Annotated in this window: 17 protein-coding genes; 7 read left to right on the forward strand and 10 right to left on the reverse strand. The window is 61.4% G+C overall.

All coding sequences use genetic code 11. From position 1 onward, the window contains the following. Positions 1-16: 16 nt before the first annotated feature. From AC1DXO_RS06750 to rpmI, 5 genes are all read right to left on the reverse strand, one after another. Positions 17-1789 (reverse strand): DUF1800 domain-containing protein, encoded by a 1773-nt coding sequence (locus AC1DXO_RS06750; protein ID WP_476977350.1) that lies wholly within the window; start codon positions 1787-1789, stop codon positions 17-19. A 110-nt stretch (positions 1790-1899) separates the two neighbouring features. Then, entirely contained in the window at positions 1900-4284 is a 2385-nt protein-coding gene (gene pheT, locus AC1DXO_RS06755; RefSeq protein ID WP_476977351.1) for a phenylalanine--tRNA ligase subunit beta, read from the reverse strand. A gap of 54 nt (positions 4285-4338) precedes the next feature. Continuing rightward, positions 4339-5412: a phenylalanine--tRNA ligase subunit alpha gene (gene pheS / locus AC1DXO_RS06760; RefSeq protein WP_476977352.1), complete on the reverse strand. Its 1074-nt coding sequence runs from the start codon at positions 5410-5412 to the stop codon at positions 4339-4341. Positions 5413-5865: 453 nt separating this feature from the next. After that, complete coding sequence (rplT, locus tag AC1DXO_RS06765) at positions 5866-6225, reverse strand: 50S ribosomal protein L20 (protein ID WP_476977353.1); 360 nt, start codon at positions 6223-6225, stop codon at positions 5866-5868. Positions 6226-6240: 15 nt separating this feature from the next. After that, a complete protein-coding gene (gene rpmI, locus AC1DXO_RS06770; protein ID WP_476977354.1) occupies positions 6241-6438 on the reverse strand; it encodes a 50S ribosomal protein L35 in 198 nt (65 codons plus the stop codon). Between the two features lie 171 nt (positions 6439-6609). Here rpmI and AC1DXO_RS06775 point away from each other — a divergent pair, with 171 nt between their 5' ends. Next, positions 6610-7815, forward strand: coding sequence for a DUF5009 domain-containing protein (locus tag AC1DXO_RS06775; protein WP_476977355.1), 1206 nt, complete (start codon positions 6610-6612; stop codon positions 7813-7815). Here AC1DXO_RS06775 and AC1DXO_RS06780 read toward each other — a convergent pair. Beyond that, a complete protein-coding gene (locus AC1DXO_RS06780) occupies positions 7810-8904 on the reverse strand; it encodes a hypothetical protein (RefSeq protein WP_476977356.1) in 1095 nt (364 codons plus the stop codon). The genes AC1DXO_RS06775 and AC1DXO_RS06780 overlap by 6 nt on opposite strands. A gap of 101 nt (positions 8905-9005) precedes the next feature. Here AC1DXO_RS06780 and AC1DXO_RS06785 point away from each other — a divergent pair, with 101 nt between their 5' ends. From AC1DXO_RS06785 to AC1DXO_RS06805, 5 genes are all read left to right on the forward strand, one after another. Continuing rightward, on the forward strand, positions 9006-9485 hold the full coding sequence (locus AC1DXO_RS06785) for a GFA family protein (RefSeq protein WP_476977357.1): 480 nt from the start codon (positions 9006-9008) through the stop codon (positions 9483-9485). Positions 9486-9896: 411 nt separating this feature from the next. After that, complete coding sequence (locus tag AC1DXO_RS06790) at positions 9897-10220, forward strand: ArsR/SmtB family transcription factor (RefSeq protein ID WP_476977358.1); 324 nt, start codon at positions 9897-9899, stop codon at positions 10218-10220. After that, complete coding sequence (locus AC1DXO_RS06795) at positions 10217-10639, forward strand: SRPBCC family protein (protein ID WP_476977359.1); 423 nt, start codon at positions 10217-10219, stop codon at positions 10637-10639. Before AC1DXO_RS06790 ends, AC1DXO_RS06795 begins: the two co-directional genes overlap by 4 nt. A 36-nt stretch (positions 10640-10675) precedes the next feature. Beyond that, positions 10676-11068 (forward strand): VOC family protein, encoded by a 393-nt coding sequence (locus tag AC1DXO_RS06800; RefSeq protein WP_476977360.1) that lies wholly within the window; start codon positions 10676-10678, stop codon positions 11066-11068. A gap of 14 nt (positions 11069-11082) precedes the next feature. Continuing rightward, positions 11083-11490 (forward strand): DUF1801 domain-containing protein, encoded by a 408-nt coding sequence (locus AC1DXO_RS06805; RefSeq protein WP_476977361.1) that lies wholly within the window; start codon positions 11083-11085, stop codon positions 11488-11490. Between the two features lie 9 nt (positions 11491-11499). Here AC1DXO_RS06805 and AC1DXO_RS06810 read toward each other — a convergent pair whose 3' ends face one another. Further along, positions 11500-12717, reverse strand: coding sequence for a serpin family protein (locus AC1DXO_RS06810; RefSeq protein ID WP_476977362.1), 1218 nt, complete (start codon positions 12715-12717; stop codon positions 11500-11502). Between the two features lie 95 nt (positions 12718-12812). Here AC1DXO_RS06810 and AC1DXO_RS06815 point away from each other — a divergent pair, with 95 nt between their 5' ends. Further along, entirely contained in the window at positions 12813-15077 is a 2265-nt protein-coding gene (locus AC1DXO_RS06815) for an ATP-binding cassette domain-containing protein (RefSeq protein ID WP_476977363.1), read from the forward strand. A gap of 254 nt (positions 15078-15331) precedes the next feature. Here AC1DXO_RS06815 and AC1DXO_RS06820 read toward each other — a convergent pair whose 3' ends face one another. From AC1DXO_RS06820 to AC1DXO_RS06830, 3 genes are all read right to left on the reverse strand, one after another. Then, positions 15332-15991 carry a DUF3885 domain-containing protein gene (locus AC1DXO_RS06820; RefSeq protein ID WP_476977364.1) on the reverse strand — a complete coding sequence of 220 codons (660 nt, stop codon included), beginning with the start codon at positions 15989-15991 and terminating at the stop codon, positions 15332-15334. A gap of 1 nt (position 15992) precedes the next feature. Further along, positions 15993-17339, reverse strand: coding sequence for an MFS transporter (locus AC1DXO_RS06825; RefSeq protein ID WP_476977365.1), 1347 nt, complete (start codon positions 17337-17339; stop codon positions 15993-15995). A 101-nt stretch (positions 17340-17440) separates the two neighbouring features. Further along, complete coding sequence (locus AC1DXO_RS06830; RefSeq protein ID WP_476977366.1) at positions 17441-17989, reverse strand: YbhB/YbcL family Raf kinase inhibitor-like protein; 549 nt, start codon at positions 17987-17989, stop codon at positions 17441-17443. Positions 17990-18040: the final 51 nt, after the last annotated feature.

The following is an 18040-nucleotide window of genomic DNA, read 5'->3' on the forward strand; positions in this document are numbered from 1 at the left end:
ACGGTTTGTTCCGGACTTATTTCTGGACCAGATATTCAGGGCAGCACATGACCATCAGGACGGCGCCGCAAATGCGGTCCAGCTTCTGGTCATTGGTCGAGGCAGCAGTCACCGTAGTGGCGTCGAGCGCCGTCTGCATGGCGGTGATGGTCGCGGCCGAGATCTGGTTGGCCGCCATATGCAGGTTCAGCCAGTCGAGCAACGTCTTGCTGTTGGTGACCATGGTCATGGCGGTCGAATAGTCCGGCTTGACGTCGCCGTAGCCGTCCCGGATCACCGAGGCCAGGAAGTTGACATAGCCGGCCGTCGTCGTCTCGTTATGGATCTGGAATTCCGGCGCGACGTCACCGCTGGTAGCGATGGCCGTCTGGGGCGGGACGTAGCCCGGCCGGAAATAGTTGAACACCGACGGCGAGCGCAGTGGACTTTGGCCCAATCCCCAGTCGCCGTTGGACGTGTCGTAGATCTCCCATTTGCCGGTCGCGCTGCCGACATTGAAGGTCCGCGCCCATTGCGACCAGCGGATGAGCGGTTCGCGCAACTTGCCGGCGGTGTTGGAGGTCGGCAGGGTGCGAGCCTCGGTGTCGGTGAGGATCGCCTTCCACACCGCCTTCATATCACCGCGGACGCCGGAGCCATTGTTGTTGAACTTTTCCGCGACGCGCTGGACATAGCCGGGCGAAGGGTTCGAGGTCACCAGGCGCTGGATCAGCTGCTTGCAGACAAAGGGGCCGACATTGGGGTGGTTGAACAGGGTGTCGAGCGTGGTCTTCAGCGCCGCTGGCCCGGGCGTGCCCGCCGGAATGGTAACCCCCAGGAATGTCGCCGCCAGGAAGGAATGCTTGTTGGCGTCGAACGCCATGGCGTCGCGGGTGAATTCGGTCGTCGGGATCGGATAGGGCAGGAAGACAGTGTTTTGCCAGGTGACGCGGCCATAGTTCCAGTCATAGCCGGTGAAGACGCGGGCCATGTTGGTAACGTCCGACTGGACGTAGGTTTCCTTCTTGTTGCCCAGCAGGTCGGTCTTGGGCGTGCCGTCGATATTGAGCTCGTAGAGGCCGATGGTGAACAGCTGGGTGATTTCACGAGCGTAGTTCTCGTCGGGTTCGCGGCCGGTGGCTGCGTCTTCCTTCTGATTGCCGCGCGTGTTGAGATAGAAGCCCATCGACGGGTTCAGCGTCATGTCTTCGAGCAGGGTGCGGTAGTTGCCAAAGGCGCTGCGGCACAGCAGGTCCCAATAGCCGGCGATGACATAGGGTGGCCAGAAGCCGTCGATCGGGGTCAGGGAGGTGACGAGGATTTCCGACAGGGCCAGGGCGCAGCGTTTGCGGAACTGGTCGGCGCCGGTCATCATCATCCGCCAGGCCATCCAGTCGCCCATGATCGGATTGAAATAATTGCCGTCGGCCTTGGGCGTGCCGTGACCCTGGCTGTCGAGCCAGGCCGTGGCCGTTTGGCTGTCGGCGGCAGCGAACTGATTGTCGAGCCAGCCGGAATAGGTCTGTTGCCGCACCGCCGTGATATCAGCGTCGGTTACCGAAAACTGGGCCTGCAGCAAAAAGCGCGCGGCCTCGGTTTCGGTATAGTTCAGCACGGGGGGAGGGGGTGGTGAGGTACCACCTCCGCCTCCACCTCCACCGCCGCCTCCACCGCCGCAGGCGCTCAGCGGTATAGCCGCAGCGGCCAGAGTCGCCAGGCCGGCCATTGTGGACAGTGTCGACTTTTCGCTGACGTCGGATGCGGGCTCAGGGCGCACGTCGCCCGTCGTTTCCGCTAACTCTTCCCGCATGCGCCACCCCTTACAATTCTTATTTTGCGTTAAAGTAACACAAGATATGCGGAATGCTAGGGGGATTGAAACGGATTACATGATGCCCGTCATGGCAGTAGTTGCGAAAATCAACTCCGCAGGCTGGCCCCAAGCTTGGCCGCGGCGGCGATGACCTTTTGCGAGATGGCGTCGATTTCCGGCTCGGTCAGGGTCTTGTCGACAGGTGTCAGGGTGACCGCCACCGCCAGGGATTTATGACCGTCGGGCACGCCCGCGCCGGTATAGAGGTCGAAGACCGAAGCATCGCCGATCAGCGCCTTGTCGGCGCCCTTGACGGCACGTATCAGGTCGCCGGCAGCCAAAGCGTCCGGCGCGAGAAACGCGAAGTCGCGGCTGAGCGGCATCAGGTTGGACAGAGATAGCGCACCCTTAGACTTGCCGCCCTTGCTCTTCGGCGCCGGCAGGTTGTCGATGCGGATTTCGAAGCCGACATAGGCCCCTTCCAGGTCCATGGCCTTCAGCACCGCTGGGTGCAGTTCACCGAATTCGGCGACAATCTGCTTGGGACCCAGTTGCAGCCGCGCCGAGCGGCCAGGGTGCCAGTAGCTGTTGTTGCTGCCCTGGACCAGCTGCAAGGCGGATACGGGCGCGCCCATGGCATCGAGCAGGGCCATCAGGTCGCCCTTGAGTGCGAACAGGCTGTCCTCGCCAATGGCCTGCCAATGCCGCGACTTATCCGGCGCGCGGATGGCGGTGATGACCGGCTTCTGGTCGCCAGGTTCCAGGCCCTGATAGATCGGTCCGATCTCGAACAGCTGGACGCCAGGAAAGCCGCGCGCGGCGTTGCGACCGGCGGCTTCGCACAGGTTGGGCAGGGCCGACGGGCGCATGCAGTTCAGTTCCGAGGCGATCGGATTGGCCAGCACCAGGGCATCGGCGCCACCGCCGAACAGGGTCGCCCAGTCCTGGCGCATGAACGACCAGGTGACCGCTTCGGCATAGCCGAAGGCGGCCAGGGCGCGGCGCGCGGTGCGGGCCTTGGCCTGTTGGGCGGTCAGCACGCCGCCGGGACGCGGATTGACGGTAGGGAGGGGTGTGGCGGGCAGGCGGTCGAAGCCGTAGATACGCGCGACTTCCTCGACCAGGTCGGCCTTGCCGTCGACGTCGCGGCGCCACGATGGCACGGCGACATCGTAACGATCGCCGTTGCTGGTCACGGCGAAGCCCAGGGCGCGCAGGATACGCTTGATATCGTCATTGCTGGCGTCGAGGCCGGTCAGTTGTTTGACATAGGCCGGATCGAAATCGACATTGGTGCGTCGGGCGGGAGCTTGGCCGCTGAAGGTTACTTCGGACGGTTCACCGCCGCACAGGTCGAGGATCAGTTGTGTCGCGAGTTCCAGGCCGGGAACCAGCGATTCCGGATCGACGCCGCGGGCGAAGCGGTACTGGGCGTCCGAACTGATGGTAAGGGCGCGGCCCGCCTGGGCGGTGCGGATCGGGTCGAACCAGGCGCTTTCGACGAAGACGTCGGTCGTGGCGTCGTCGACCTTGGTCGACTCTCCGCCCATGATACCGCCGATGCCGATGACGCCGGAGGAATCCATGATGGCGCACATTTCACCGGTCAGGGCATAGGTCTTGCCGTCGAGCGCCAGCAGCTCTTCGCCATCCGGAGCCAGCCCGGCGACAATCACGCTGCCCGATAGCTTGGCCAGATCATAGACGTGCAGCGGCCGGGCGCGGTCGTACGACAGGTAGTTGGTGATATCGACCAGGGCGGAGATCGGCTTCAGGCCGATCGATTTCAGCTTGTCCTGCAGCCATTGCGGCGAGGGGCCATTCTTCACGCCGCGGATGACGCGGCCGGAAAATTCCGGACAGGCGTCGCCATCGACCTTGACGGTGATCGGGCAGGGGAAGCGGCCCGGCACGGTGGCAATCGCCTTTTCGACAAAGGTGCCGAGACCCGTGGCGGCGAGATCGCGGGCAATGCCGTGAACGCCCAGCCAGTCGGGACGATTGGGGGTGACTTCGAAATCGATGACCGGTTCTGCGCCGAAGACGACGGCGGCCGGCGTGCCCACTTCCAGATCATCGGAAAGGTCGAGTATACCATCGGACTCTTCCGATAGTTCCAGTTCCTTGCCCGAACACATCATGCCGTTGGAGACGACGCCGCGCACCGGCTTTTCGACCAGGGTTACGCCGAGACCGGGCACATAGGCGCCGATCGGGGCATAGATGGTTGTCATGCCGGCGCGGGCATTGGGGGCGCCGCAGACGATTTCCTTGCGGCCGTCGACGGTGTCGACCTGCAGAACCTGCAGCTTGTCGGCATTGGGGTGTTTGTCGGCGGACACGACCTTGGCGACGCTGAACGGTTTCAACGCTTTTGCCGGATCGTGGATATCCTCAACTTCCAGGCCGGCCATGGTCATGGCGGCGGCGACCTGATCGATATCGGCCGTGGTGTCGAGGTGATCTTTAAGCCAGCTTAGGGAGAACTTCATCGTGAGTAATTTCTAAGAAGTGTTTCGAGGTCAAGGAGGCTGAGCCTCCTTGTCTTATGAAAGGCCGGAAGCGCTGTTCGGCGCCGCAAAGGCGCTAAACCCGTAGTGGCTCAGCCACCTTGCATCGGCGGCGAACATGTCGCGCAGGTCCGGCACGCCGTATTTCAGCATGGCCAGGCGGTCGACGCCCATGCCCCAGGCAAAGCCCTGATATTCGTCCGGATCGACACCGCACGCCTTCAGGACATTGGGATGGACCATGCCGCAGCCGAGGATTTCCAGCCAGGACTCGCCCTGGCCGACCTTGAGTTCGCCCTTTTCCCACGAGCAGCGCACATCCATTTCGGCCGACGGTTCGGTAAAGGGGAAGTGGTGCGGGCGGAACTGCGTGGTGACTTCGCCGGTTTCGAAGAAACGCGAAATGAAGGTTTCGAGCACCCATTTCAGCTGACCCATATGGGCGCCCTTGTCGATCACCAGGCCTTCGATCTGGTGGAACATGGGGGTGTGGGTCTGGTCGCTATCACAGCGGAACACGCGACCGGGCGCGATCAGGCGAAACGGCGGCTTGCCGGAGACCATGGTGCGGATCTGGACCGGCGAGGTGTGGGTGCGCAGCAGCTTGCGCACGCCGTTTTCGTCGGGCTTGAAAAAGAAGGTGTCGTGCATCTCGCGCGCCGGGTGCTTTTCCGGGAAGTTGAGCGCGGTGAAGTTATGGAAATCGTCTTCGATATCCGGCCCTTCGGCGACGTCGAAACCCAGGTCGGCGAAGATGGCGATCATCTCATCCATGACCTGCAGCGTCGGGTGCACGCCGCCCTTGGGGCGCGGCGCCGAAGGCAGGCTGAGGTCGATACGCTCGCTGGCCAGGCGCTGTTCCAGGTGGGCGGCTTCCAGCGTGGCCTTGCGGGTGTCGAGCACGCTCTGCACGGCGTCGCGCACGGCATTGATGGCAGCACCCGTGGTCTTGCGCTCTTCCGGCGGCAGGCTGCCCAGGGTCTTGAGCAGGCCCGAGATGCGGCCGGTCTTGCCCAGGGCGCCCACGCGCACGGCGTCCAGGGCGCCAAGGTCGGCGGCGGAAGCGATTTCGGCTTCGATTTCGGATTGGAGTTCGGCGTAAACGGTCATCAGGCTAACTTCGAAAAGGAGAGGCTGTCTTTAGGCGAAAGCATCCATCGCATAAAGGGGAATTTGAGCGCAGGCGGGCTGGGTCAGATTGGGCCAGCGCAAGTTAGTGGATACCCGTCTCCGACAGTGGAATTTTGGATCACGAAAAGCACGAAAATCAGAAAAGCATGAACGGGAGAGGCGGGCGTATCTGCGCGAAGCGCCGTCATGCGGGAAAGCCACATCACGATTGATTGCCCTTCGGGCGTTGGCGTTTCAACAGCTATTCGTGCTTTTCTGATTTTCGCCTGCCACCCGAAGCTTTAGCGAAGGGTGGTGCTTTTCGTGATCCAAAATTCCACAGCCGAAGACGTGCCGTCACTGAGTTGAACGAACCGGATACCGCGGAATCCCAAACAAAAACCCCGCCGGCCTGAGGCCTGCGGGGTTCTGGTATCAGAAATCCGAACAGGCTCAGGCGGCGAGCGCCGTGCGCACCTTGGCAGCGATGGCCTTAAAACCGGCTTCGTCGTTCATCGCGACGTCGGACAGAACCTTGCGGTCCATGTCGATGCCGGCCACGACCAGGCCGTGGATAAACTGCGAATAGGTAAAGCCTTCCTGACGGGCAGCCGCGTTGATGCGCTGAATCCACAGAGCGCGGAAGTTGCGCTTGTTGGTGCGGCGGTCGCGGTACGCGTATTGGCCGGCCTTGTCGACGGCAGCCTTGGCAGTACGGATGGTGTTCTTGCGGCGGCCATAGAAACCCTTGGCGAGTTTCAGGACCTTCTTGTGTCTGGCGTGCGAAACGACGCCTCTTTTTACGCGGGCCATGTGTCTTGCTCCCTCTTAGGCGTACGGCATGTAGGATTTGATCTTGATCGTATCAGCAGCCGACATGACCGCGGTGCCGCGGTTCTGACGGATATATTTGCTGTTGTGCGAGATCAAACGGTGACGCTTGCCGGCGACGCCAGCCTTCACCTTGCCCGAGGCAGTAAAGCGGAAGCGCTTCTTGGCGCCCGACTTGGTCTTCAGTTTTGACATTTTCTGTACGGTCCTGTTGGAACCGCCCTCTATAAGGGGTTATGCACCCGCCAAGGCATGTCATGGGCCCGGCCGGTGATGAGAACGGCGGCTGATACAGGAAAAGGCCAAGTCTGGCAAGAAGAGTCTGAAGATTCGACGGTTCGGCAATTATCGGTTACGCCTTGGCTCATGAGCAGCCTCGAATCCCGCCCCAGCGATCTCGCCACCCGCGTCGGCGCCATTGATATAGTGCGCGCCCTGACCATGGTGTTGATGATCTTCGTCAACGACCTGTGGTCGCTGAAGGATGTTCCTGCCTGGCTCGAACACGTCGAGTCCGGCGTCGATGGCATGGGCCTGGCGGACACAGTCTTTCCGGCCTTCCTGTTTATCGTCGGCCTGTCTCTGCCCTTCGCCATCGATGCGCGCCGGGCAAAGGGCGACAGCGACCCGCGCCTGATCGTTCATGTCTGCCTGCGCGCCCTGGCCCTGCTGATCATGGGCGTCTTTCTGGTCAATGGTGAAACGCTTAACCGCGACGCCACGCCCTTCGTCCATGGCCAATGGGATGTGGTGGCTTGCCTGGCCTTTATTCTGGTATGGAATGCCTGGCCACGCGCCATGCCGGCCTGGCTGCGCTATGGCATCCAGGCGGCCGGCTTGGCGGTTCTGCTGGGCCTGGCGGTCATCTATCGCGGCGGCGAAGACGGCCACCTCGAACGTTTCGGCCCGCAGTGGTGGGGGATTCTCGGCCTGATCGGCTGGGCCTACCTCACCGCCGGCATCATCGCCGTCCTGGCGCACGGCCGGCTCGTCGTTCTTGTCGGCGCCTGGTTGTTGTTTGCTGTTCTCAGCATAGTCTGGGCGGCTGGCCTGGTGCCCGAACCCCTGCACATTATCCCTGAGCCGATCATCGGCGGCACCCTGACCGGCCTTACGCTCGGCGGTTTGGTCATCGCCCGCCTGTTCCAGATCTACCGCGAAAAGGGCGACAACCTCCGCATGACCCTGGTCTTCGCCGCCATTGCGGCCGGCCTGGTCGTGCTGACCCTGGTGACGCGGCCGTATTGGGGCATCTCGAAGCTGGGGGCGACTCCCGCCTGGCTGTTCGCCTGCAGCGCCATCACCCTGGTCGTCTTCGTCGCCGTCTACTGGTTGTGCGACGTGGCGGGCAAGGGGCGCTGGTTCGACCTGATTAAACCCGCCGGCACGGACACCCTGCTCTGTTACCTGATGCCGTATTTCCTTTACGTCATCATCTATGGCTTCGGCCTGATCCCGCCCGAGCCGTTCCTCACGGGTCTTCCGGGCCTGATCAAGTCTCTGCTGTTTGCGATCCTGTGCGTCGTCCTGGCGGGGCTCCTTAGCCGCCTGCGCATCCGGCTGAAGCTATAGAAACTCTTCCGGGTGTGGCAGTGGCGTCCAGGCGCAGACCGTTGTCGCGGTCCCGTCGTTGTGCAACTCGATAAGATGTCGCGTCGTCACCCCATCCATATCACCGAACAGGTTGGCGCCGACCTCACCATCAGAGACATGGCCAAAGCCCCGGCGTTCGTCATTGATGTGCCAGGCATAGATGCGGCCACCTATACGCACAAAGCGGAAACTGTCAGGATGCATGGCGGTCAGCAACTCTTCGTCCTCCGGCCACGCCTTGCGCAGGCTGAAGGTCTGCAAATCCGGGCCACGCCAGTCCCAGTCTCCGCCGCCCATGACGGACAGGTCGACCGTGTCCACCCGGCCGTCATTATCAACATCCAGACTGTAGCTGCGCACCGGGTCGATACCCAGCCCCTGCAGGTCCTTCGATCCGGCCAGTACGGCTCGCAAGACACCGCCGTCCGGCGCCGGACCATTCAACTGCCGCGTGACAACTGCACATGGATCCTGAGGGCCGGTCACGAGTCGCCAGACATGCGGCGTGCGTTTCACCGGCCCATAATATAACGACTCCGGATCCGGCCGCCCCCCTGACAGATCGCTGAGTTCGCACGCCTCTGCCTTGTCTGGCACCTTTGAGTCCTTCTGGCACACTGTCAGGTGCAGACGATCGTTGACGATGATGCGGCTGACACGGACCGTATCGCTGTCGGCATAACTCGCCAGGACAGCGAGGCACTGCTCGTGTTCGTTCCATTCACGCCTGTCGACGACCTTGACGCCGTCCAGCCACACGCTGACAAATCCGAAGGGTATGGCGCCGCACGGACCGCGACCCGGCATGAAGGCCGCGACATTGATGCGGATGAAGTGACCGTCAACTTCGCATGCTGTGATCTGGGTCTCGCCACGTAAAAGCGGGCTATGACGATCGAAACGATACGGCTTGCCGTCCAGCCGCTTGTCATCTTCCACTTCGAAGGTGTTGAACTGGGCATTGGCGGCGGTACAGAGTGTTCCGTGTCCGATCACGATCTGCGCCTGCGCCGGCGCGACGGTCGCAGCCATGACAGAGATGAAAAGTCCCAGTATGAAAAGCCGCATAACATCCCCCTAATTCCCCGCCGGAATTATAGACGAAATCGCCCTGCACCGGGTAAAGAAACGCGGTTAACGTCTTGGGAAATTCGATCGGAGAAACTTCCATGGAGTATGTCACCCTTCCGCCATTTCCGTTGACCGGCGGTTGCCAGTGCGGCGCCGTGCGCTTCCGGTTGAAGGCCGCGCCGGTCGTCTTTTATCTCTGCCATTGTACCGACTGCCAGAAGCAGTCATCCTCGGCCTTTGGAGAGTCGGTGAAGGTGCGCAGCGCTGACGTCGAGATCGAAGGCGAGGTGGCGCTGTTCCATGCTACCGCCGACAGCTGCGCCATCAAATGGTGCGAGTTCTGCCCGAAGTGCGGCTCGCGACTGTTTCACGGCCGCAAACCCGGCGCCGAGACCTTCAACATGAAGGGCGGCACTTTCGACGACGTTTCGTGGCTGACGCCGGCGGGCCATATCTGGACGCGCTCGAAACAGCCGTTCGTCGCGATCGCCGACGACGCGCTGAGTTACGCCACCGTGCCGCAGAGCTATGAACCGTTGATGGCGCGCTGGCGGGCGATGATCGGCACGCCGGAATAGTAATAGCGGCGGCAAGGTTATCTCCCTCCTCCCTGTTGCGCAGCAATGGGGAGGTGGCGGCGAAGCCGACGGAGGGGTATTCCTAAAGGTGAGCCTTACTGAGGTTTCTATATAATGATCATCTCAGTTGGGCATGTCGCGGTGCCTGAACAATTGACAGGTCGATGAAATACCCCTCCGGCGGCTGCGCCGCCACCTCCCCATGCTCCGCACAGGGAGGAGGGTGCTAAGCCATTTCAAGCCTGTGTTTTGACCATGCTCTTCAGGAGATGTTGAATCCGGCAGGTTGGATTCACAGCCGCCGAGGCATGCGGGGATTCAAAAAATTGGTGGCCTCCCTGCATTTCCTATTGCCAACATATAGCTGTACAGCTATACGTCAATTCATAGCCATTGGGGTATGAGTTCGACATGCCGGACGCTCACGATATACTTTTCAGGACGCTGGCCGATCCGACACGACGGGCCATCTTCGAGCGGTTGTGCCGCGAAGGCGAGACAACGGTTGGCGCCCTGACGGACCAGGCTGGCGTGTCGCAACCGGTTGTCTCAAAACATCTCGGCGTTCTGAAACAGGCCGGGCTGGTGCGCGGTCGGCAGGCAGGCCGCCAGACGCATTACAGCGCGCAATTGGAGGCCCTGGCCCCGCTGGTCGACTGGACCAGCCAAATGGCCGGCTTCTGGCAGACGCGGTTCGACGATCTCGAAGACCTGCTTAAAAGGATGGACCAATGAACGTATCGACTGAACTGCGCTCGGTCGTCATCGAACGCGAGGTGCCGTTTCCGGCGGAAAAGATCTGGCGCGCCCTGACCCAGCCACACCTGATCGAAGAATGGCTGATGAGGAACGATTTCGTGCCCGTGACGGGACATCGCTTCAACCTGCGCAACCAGCCCCGGCCGGACGTCAATGTGGTGATCGACTGCCAGGTCATCGAGGTCACGCCGCACACCACCCTGGCCTATAGCTGGGACGCCTATGGCCTGGAGAGTGTCGTCACCTGGACGCTCACCCCGACCTCGGCGGGCACCCGACTGCGGATGGAGCAATCCGGTTTCCGGCCCGACCAGAACCAGGCCTTTCACGGCGCTCGCCACGGCTGGCAGGGCTTTTTTGCCAAGCTGGAAACCGTTCTGGCGAAAGCCGACTGATCCCACTCATTCCCTCATAACTCACGGAGACTTCCCATGAAGATCAAGCTGACTACACTCTATGTCGACGACCACGAAAAGGCGTTGCGCTTCTATACCGACGTGCTGGGTCTGGTGAAAAAGGCCGATTTCAGCAATGGTCCCTATCGTTGGCTGACAGTCGCCTCTGCCGAGGAGCCGGACGGTACGGAGTTGCAACTGGCGCTTAACGACAACCCGGCGGGCAAGGCCTATCAGGAAGCGCTGTATCAGCAGGGCCAGCCGGCCATCATGTTCTTTACCGACGACATCAAGGGCGACTATGATCGCATCAGCGCGGCGGGCGCCGCCTTCAAGATGACGCCAACCGAGGTTACCGGCTCGACCATCGCCCAATTGGACGACACCTGCGGCAACCTTGTTCAACTCACCCAGCTGGCGCGCTGGTAGATCGGGAGCGCGACGTGACGGCGACGGAACAGATCGATCAGTTGATCAACGGGCTCGAGGACTGGCGCGGCAAGACCCTGGCCTGGGTGCGCCAGACCATCCTGGCGGCTGACCCAGCCATTGTCGAGGAATGGAAATGGATGGGCAGTCCGGTGTGGTCGCGCGACGGCAATATCGTTGTGGGCAACCCTCATAAGGACAAGGTGAAGCTGACCTTTTCCCACGGCGCCAGCCTGGCCGATCCCGAAAAGCTGTTCAACAATGGCTTTAGCGGCAAGGTGTGGCGGGCGATCGACATTTCCGAAGGCGAACAGCTCGACGAACGCGCCCTGCAGGACTTGGTCCGCGCCGCCATCGTCTATAACCAGAGCAAGCCGAAGAAGGCGTCGGCGCGGGTAAAAGCGGTCAAGAAGGAAGCGTGACGGCTTTCCTTATGAGTCGGCTGCAGGGGGCGGCAGGCGTCCCGGTTTGTTGACCACGGCGAACATGAGAATATCTTCATGCTGCCCAGCCAACGGCAGGCCATTACCGGTCACGACTTCAACAAGATAGGTGCTGTCCAGCACAAGCTGAGGAATTGGCGGACACATCGCCATGGCAACGGCGACATCCATCTGCACAACTGCGCCTTCTGTCTTGATTTCGTTCATTTTTAGCGATGATACTTCACGCGATTCACCGATATAAGGATTGCCGGGTATGGCCTCGCTCAGCATGCCAGTAAGGTCCGCTTCAATGCCATACATGGCGTAAATACCAAGACGGCCGCGTGTCGGCGCCGTATCTCTATCGCCGGCGATATCCGCACGGGGAACTCTCAATTCGAACTCCGACGCTTTTGTCTTGATTGCCGAGGATTTGTGAGTTCCGAACCACTGGGTCATGGGCTTGCCCCCGCGGGCAACCTTCGTCGATATCTTGGTAAGTCGAAGGCTGAAATCCCCGTCTTGGCCATAGGGCAGGACGGCCCCGCATGTCCCATCAATCGTCTCGAAATAGACGGCCCCGTCGCACCACGAAAAGGCTTTGAACATAAGGTCACATGGTTGCCGTTTGCCGTCACCACTTGAAAAGGAGGCTTCGTGCGTGTCTTCAGGATCGAACGGAGACGTAAACGTCAGTTCAAAGGCGTCCGCTGTCAGGGCGACAAAAACCGCCAAAGGATCGAGTGGACGATTGAGCAGAGGATTTATCAGGCCTTTGGGCGTAGAAGGCGTCGCCGTTGCCCGGGCAGCCCAAGCATTGACCTTCTCCGTCATTCCGTCAGCGCATGAGGCGGTGATAAAGGCGGCGTCAAAGCGGTCAAGATTTTGCTCGAATGACGACATGATCCGGCCGTTGGTGACGAAGCAGGAACGACTGCGCACCCAGGTCCCTTCCTTGTTGCCGTTGCGGTTAAGGCACTCCCTGCGGTGCAAAAGCTCGGCCAGATAGTTTGATTCAATAAAGGCTTCCACAGTTTCAGCCTGTACCCCTAGCGCCCGGACGATCTCGCGGAACGATTGGCCTGCCGTACCGGCCGCCAGAAGCGCCAGTTGCAACTCGGCTGAATTGGGGCCGATAACAAGGTTTTCGCCGGGAGAATATTCTGCCAGCGACGCGGCAATGTAGGTCTGCTGAAAGGTGAGTTGGCCGGCTGCGTCGGACATGTCGATATCCTTTGATACTGCCCTTTTTTGGAATAGCGCGATCAGTAAAGCATTTTATAGTCGGCTCAAGCCGCATTAACGAAAAGGACCATCCCTTGACCCAGCCCGACTACGGTTCGATCACCATCCGCGGCGCGCGCGAGAACAATCTCAAAAACGTCTCGCTCGACATCCCCAAGCGCCGGATTACCGTCTTCACCGGCATCTCTGGTTCGGGCAAGTCGTCCCTGGTCTTCGGCACCATCGCGGCGGAAAGCCAGCGCCTGATCAACGAGACCTATCCTGCCTTTGTCCAGCAGTTCATGCCGCATTACGGCCAGCCGGACGCCGACCTGCTCGAAAACATCTCCGCCGCCATCATTGTCGACCAGCAGCGGCTGGGCGGCAATTCCCGTTCGACCGTGGCGACCGTCACCGACACGGCGCAGATGCTGCGTGTTCTCTATTCACGCCTGGCCGAGCCGCGGCTGGGATCGCCCGGACTCTATTCCTACAACGATCCACGCGGCATGTGCGGTGATTGCGAAGGCATCGGCCAGATCGCCGCCATGGACATGAGCGCCGTGGTCGACGAGAGCAAGTCGCTGAAACAGGGCGCGCTTTTGCCCAGGGGCTTCGAGGTTGATAGCTGGTGGTCGGCGACCTACCATCAATCCGGCATGTTCGATGTCGACAAGCCCATCCGAGACTATACGCCCGAGGAACGCGAGCTTTTGTTCAACCTCGATGACGGGCGCAAGGTCAAGGTCGGCAAGATCAACCTGACCTATGAGGGCGTTGTCGCCAAGCTGAAGAAAGGCCTGGGCAGCAAGGACCCGGAAAGCCTGCAGCCGCATATGCGGCTCGAATATGACCGTATCTTCACCCGCGCCGTTTGTCCGGCCTGTCACGGCGCCCGGCTCAACGCCGCGGCCCTGGCAAGCAAGATCCACGGCCATAACATCGCTGAGTTGTCGGCCATGCAGGTCAGCGATCTCGCCGCCCTGGTCCGCGGGATCGACGCACCGCAGGTCGGGCCCATGCTGGCCGCCCTGGCCGCCCGTCTCGACAATCTGGTCACCATCGGCCTTGGCTATCTTAGTCTCGATCGCGAAAGCTCGTCCTTGTCAGGCGGTGAAAGCCAGCGCGTCAAGATGGTCCGTCATCTCGGCTCGTCGCTAACCGACATCACCTACGTTTTCGATGAGCCGTCGGTCGGCCTGCACCCGCATGATGTCGGCCGGCTGGCCGGGCTGATGCAGCAACTTCGCGACAAGGGCAATACGGTGCTGATCGTCGAGCACAAGCCCGACATGATCGCCATCGCCGACCATGTGGTCGACATGGGACCCTTCGCCGGCAGCAAGGGCGGCGAGATTGTCTATGAAGGCGATTATGCCGGCCTTTTGACCTCAGGCACCCTGACCGGCAACCATATGAACCGGCACCAACCGATCAAGGACAAGGTGCGCAAGCCCGACGGCGAGCTGAAGATCGCCCATGCCCGGCTCAACAATCTCAAGGACGTGTCGGTCACCATCCCGCGCGGTGTGCTGACCGCCGTGTCGGGTGTCGCCGGCTCAGGCAAGTCGAGCCTGATCCAGGGCTGTCTGCCATCGGTCTATCCCGACACCATCATCATCGACCAGAACCTGGCGCGCGGGTCCAGGCGCTCCAACACCGCCACCTATACCGGTATCCTCGACAATGTCCGCAAGGCCTTTGCCAAGGCCAATGGCGTTGACGCAGCGTTGTTTTCGGCCAATTCCAAGGGCGCCTGTCCCGATTGTAACGGCCTGGGTGTCATCTATACCGACCTGGCGCATCTCGATCCCATGGTGACGGTCTGCGAGACCTGCGAAGGCCGGCGCTTCACCGCCGAGGTGCTGGAACACAGGCTGCGCGGCAAGTCGATCAGCGATGTCTACGAGATGAGCGTGTCCGACGCCGCCGGATTCTTTACGGAGCCGGCGGTCGCCAAGATCCTGCAGGGGCTGGACGATGTCGGGCTGGGTTATCTGACCCTGGGCCAGCCGCTGTCGACCCTGTCGGGCGGCGAACGCCAGCGTCTGAAACTGGCCGCCGAACTGGGCAAGAAGGGCAATATCTACGTGCTGGACGAACCGACGACCGGCCTGCACATGAACGATGTCGATACCCTGATTGGCCTGTTCGACCGGCTGGTCGATGCGGGTTCAACGGTCATCGTCATCGAGCACAATCTCGATGTCATATCACGCGCCGACTGGGTGATCGACCTCGGGCCGGGGGCAGGGCAGGCGGGCGGAGCTGTGCAGTTCGAGGGCGTGCCGGCGGATCTGGCCAAGGCGGATACCCTGACTGGGCGCTATCTGTCGCAACGCCTTCTTATACATCCCTGAATTTCGAAGAAATTTGGGGAGGGGGACCGCCCAAGGTCAAGCGAAACGAAGTGAAGCGCTGGCCGACGGGTGGTGGTGGGGTTTCTTGCTTACTTTGATGCCGTTTGTACGACGTTAAGCAAGCAAGAAACCCCACCACCACATCTCGCGCCATTCATACTGGACTTACCGTTTGCGTTGGCGCTCGTGCGGTCCCCCTCCCCAAAAATTCTTCGAATTTTCAGGGATGTATAAGATTGCTTGTGTTTCCTGGTCTACGTGTCCGGCTTGGTGATCGCCCGCGAAATCGCTTCGCTGCACGGCTTGGTCACGCGGAACGATGTGCCCTGCATCTGGGCCGGGTTGAAATTGACAAAGCCCTGGCCGTCCTGCGGCAACCAGCCATAGTGCGCCGAAATGACACCCATCAGGCCCTGGGGCGTCGGTTTTGATACCTCGACCCCGGCTTCGTAGGGCGCGAAGATGGCGCCAGTCGCAGCGTTCATCCACATGATGTCCCACAGGCGACGCTGATAGATATGCAGCAGCAGCCGGTTGAAATGCCCGGCGCGCCACGTCACCTGCGCGGCCTGGACCTCGTAGCTCAGCCGGTCGCTGTCGCTGTAGAACGACCAGCCGGGCCTCATGTTGTAACGCGCCTGGACGCGGCGGCGACGGGCGCTGTGGCGGGCGTCCTCATTCGGCGACTTCAGGATGATCAGCCAGCAGGCCTGTTCCTGGCCCAGCGCAACATCACCCAGCGCATTATACCTGTCGAGCAGGCTGCGCAGTTCGAGATGGTCGCGCGCCGCCGCCCGGCCCTGCGGCAACAGATGGAAACGCGTCAGGTTCCAGCCCTGGCTGTCCTTCAGCACGTGCGCCAACGGCCATGAGTCGGGATGAAAATGCTGCCAGCGGCTCTGAAAACTATCCACGTCAGGTCACCGTTGGTTTGCGCAGGCGGCCGACCTGCAGGGCCAGCAGGGCGGCCGGAATGGTCAGGGCGGCGCCCATATAGAGTGGGGCGTCGTGGCCGAGCGTGCTGAAGAAGAAGCCGGCGAACATCGGGCCGGTGATGCGCGCGATGGCGCCCGTCGCCATGTTAAGCCCCAGCATGGCCCCCTGGCGGTCAGGCGAAGTCGACAGCGAGATGATGGCGCAGATCGATGAGAAGATAACGGCCTGGCCCAGGGTCCCCAGCATGACCAATGGCGTGATCAGCCAGCCCGAATGGTTGAGCCCCTGCAACACGAAGCTGAGACCGAACAGGAACAGGCCGCCGGCCAGGACCTTGCTTTCGCCATAGCGGCGGACCAGCGGTCGCATCAGCACCATCTGCATGATCGCCGCTGTCAGGCCGATAAACAGGAAGATTGCGCCGACCTGATGCGGTCCCCAGTTGTACCGGTCGTTGGCCCACATAGCGAAGGTCGATTCCAGGCCGGCAAAGGCGCCCATATAGCACAGGGTCGCCAGGATAACGCGCACGATGACAGGGCTTTTTACGGCCTCGCGCATGGTGGCCAGCAGTTTGGGCTGAGGTCCCGAATGGCTCTGACTGCGTTGACGCGTTTCGCGGACATAGAACAGCACCCCAAAGGCGGCGATACCCGACAGGGCGGCGGCGGCAAACAGCGGCAGGCGGAATGGTGTAGCGCTCCCCGTCACCGTAAACGCGCTGCCGATAAACGGACCAATGACGAAACCGAGGGAAAATGCCGCCCCAATCAGGCTCATTCGGGTCGCCCGCTGCTCAGGCCGCGAGACGTCCGAGACATAGCTCTGAATGGTCGAGATATTGCCGGAGCTGACCCCGCTGAAGAAACGAATGGCTATGGCGACCCAGATATTGGGCGAGAAGGCCAGGGCGACATAAAACAGGACACTGAGCGCCGTGGTAACCAGCAGGATCGGCTTGCGCCCGATACGGTCCGACAATCGCCCGAAGACCGGCTCGGCGATACATTGGCCCAGGCTGTAGGTGGTGAACATCAAGGTCACTTCCCACGGATCGGCATTCAGGCTGTCGGCGAAAAAGGTCATCAACGGCACGACGATGCCGAAGCCGACCAGGTTGACGAAGACGACGGCGAACATGGCGGCCAGTGGGCCGTTGTCGCGAATAAACAGGCGGATGGTCCGCAGCAGCCTGCCCCGGAAGAAGGTGCGTTCGTTGCGCGGATCATCGTCCTCGCGCGCCTCCGCCTCCCAAAGCCGGGCCGGATCCGCTTGCGGCACGGCAAGGTCTTCCAGCGGCGGGGAGGCGGGTTTAAACTCGGACATGGCCGGTTTATAGCCGATTTGAGTCCGATTGCGAACGTTTCTTTATCGCAAGTGCGTGATAGAAATCAGAGGCTTGGCCGATATCCGTGGATGCGCAAATTTCAACGTTTGGCCATGACGACGGTCTGGGCCGTGGCCAGGGATTCGGCCTTCAGACGGGCCTCGACCTCGGCCGGCGGCGTTGTCGGCGCCAGATCGAGTTGCGGCGCCTTCATGGCGTAGACGGTGATGACATAGTGATGGTCCTGGCCCGGAGGCGGGCAGGGGCCGCCATACATGCCGCGGCCGAAATCGTTATTGGTTTCAACGATTCCAAAGGTTTGCAGTCCGTTGGTCCCGCTGACCCCGCGTTCAAGGCCCTGGCTGCTGGCCGGAATATCGATAACCAGCCAGTGCCACCAGCCGTGGCCGGTCGGCGCGTCGGGGTCGAATATGGTCAGGGCGAAGCTCTGTGTTCCGGCCGGAGCTCCGGTCCAGGTGATGTGCGGCGATATATTGCCGCCGGTACAGCCGTAATTGTCAAAATATTGGGTCTGCTGGAACCGCCCATCGACGGCATCGTCAGTCGCGACGGAGAAGCCGGATTGTGCAGCGCACGCGCTCACGGAAGCGGCGAAAAGAATGGCGGTAAGTGCGACGACGGACTTCATGGCGATCGCTCCGATTTGATGCCCGCCACCATAATCCTCATCCGCTGAAAT

Source organism: Asticcacaulis sp. P2_C5 (assembly GCF_056404555.1).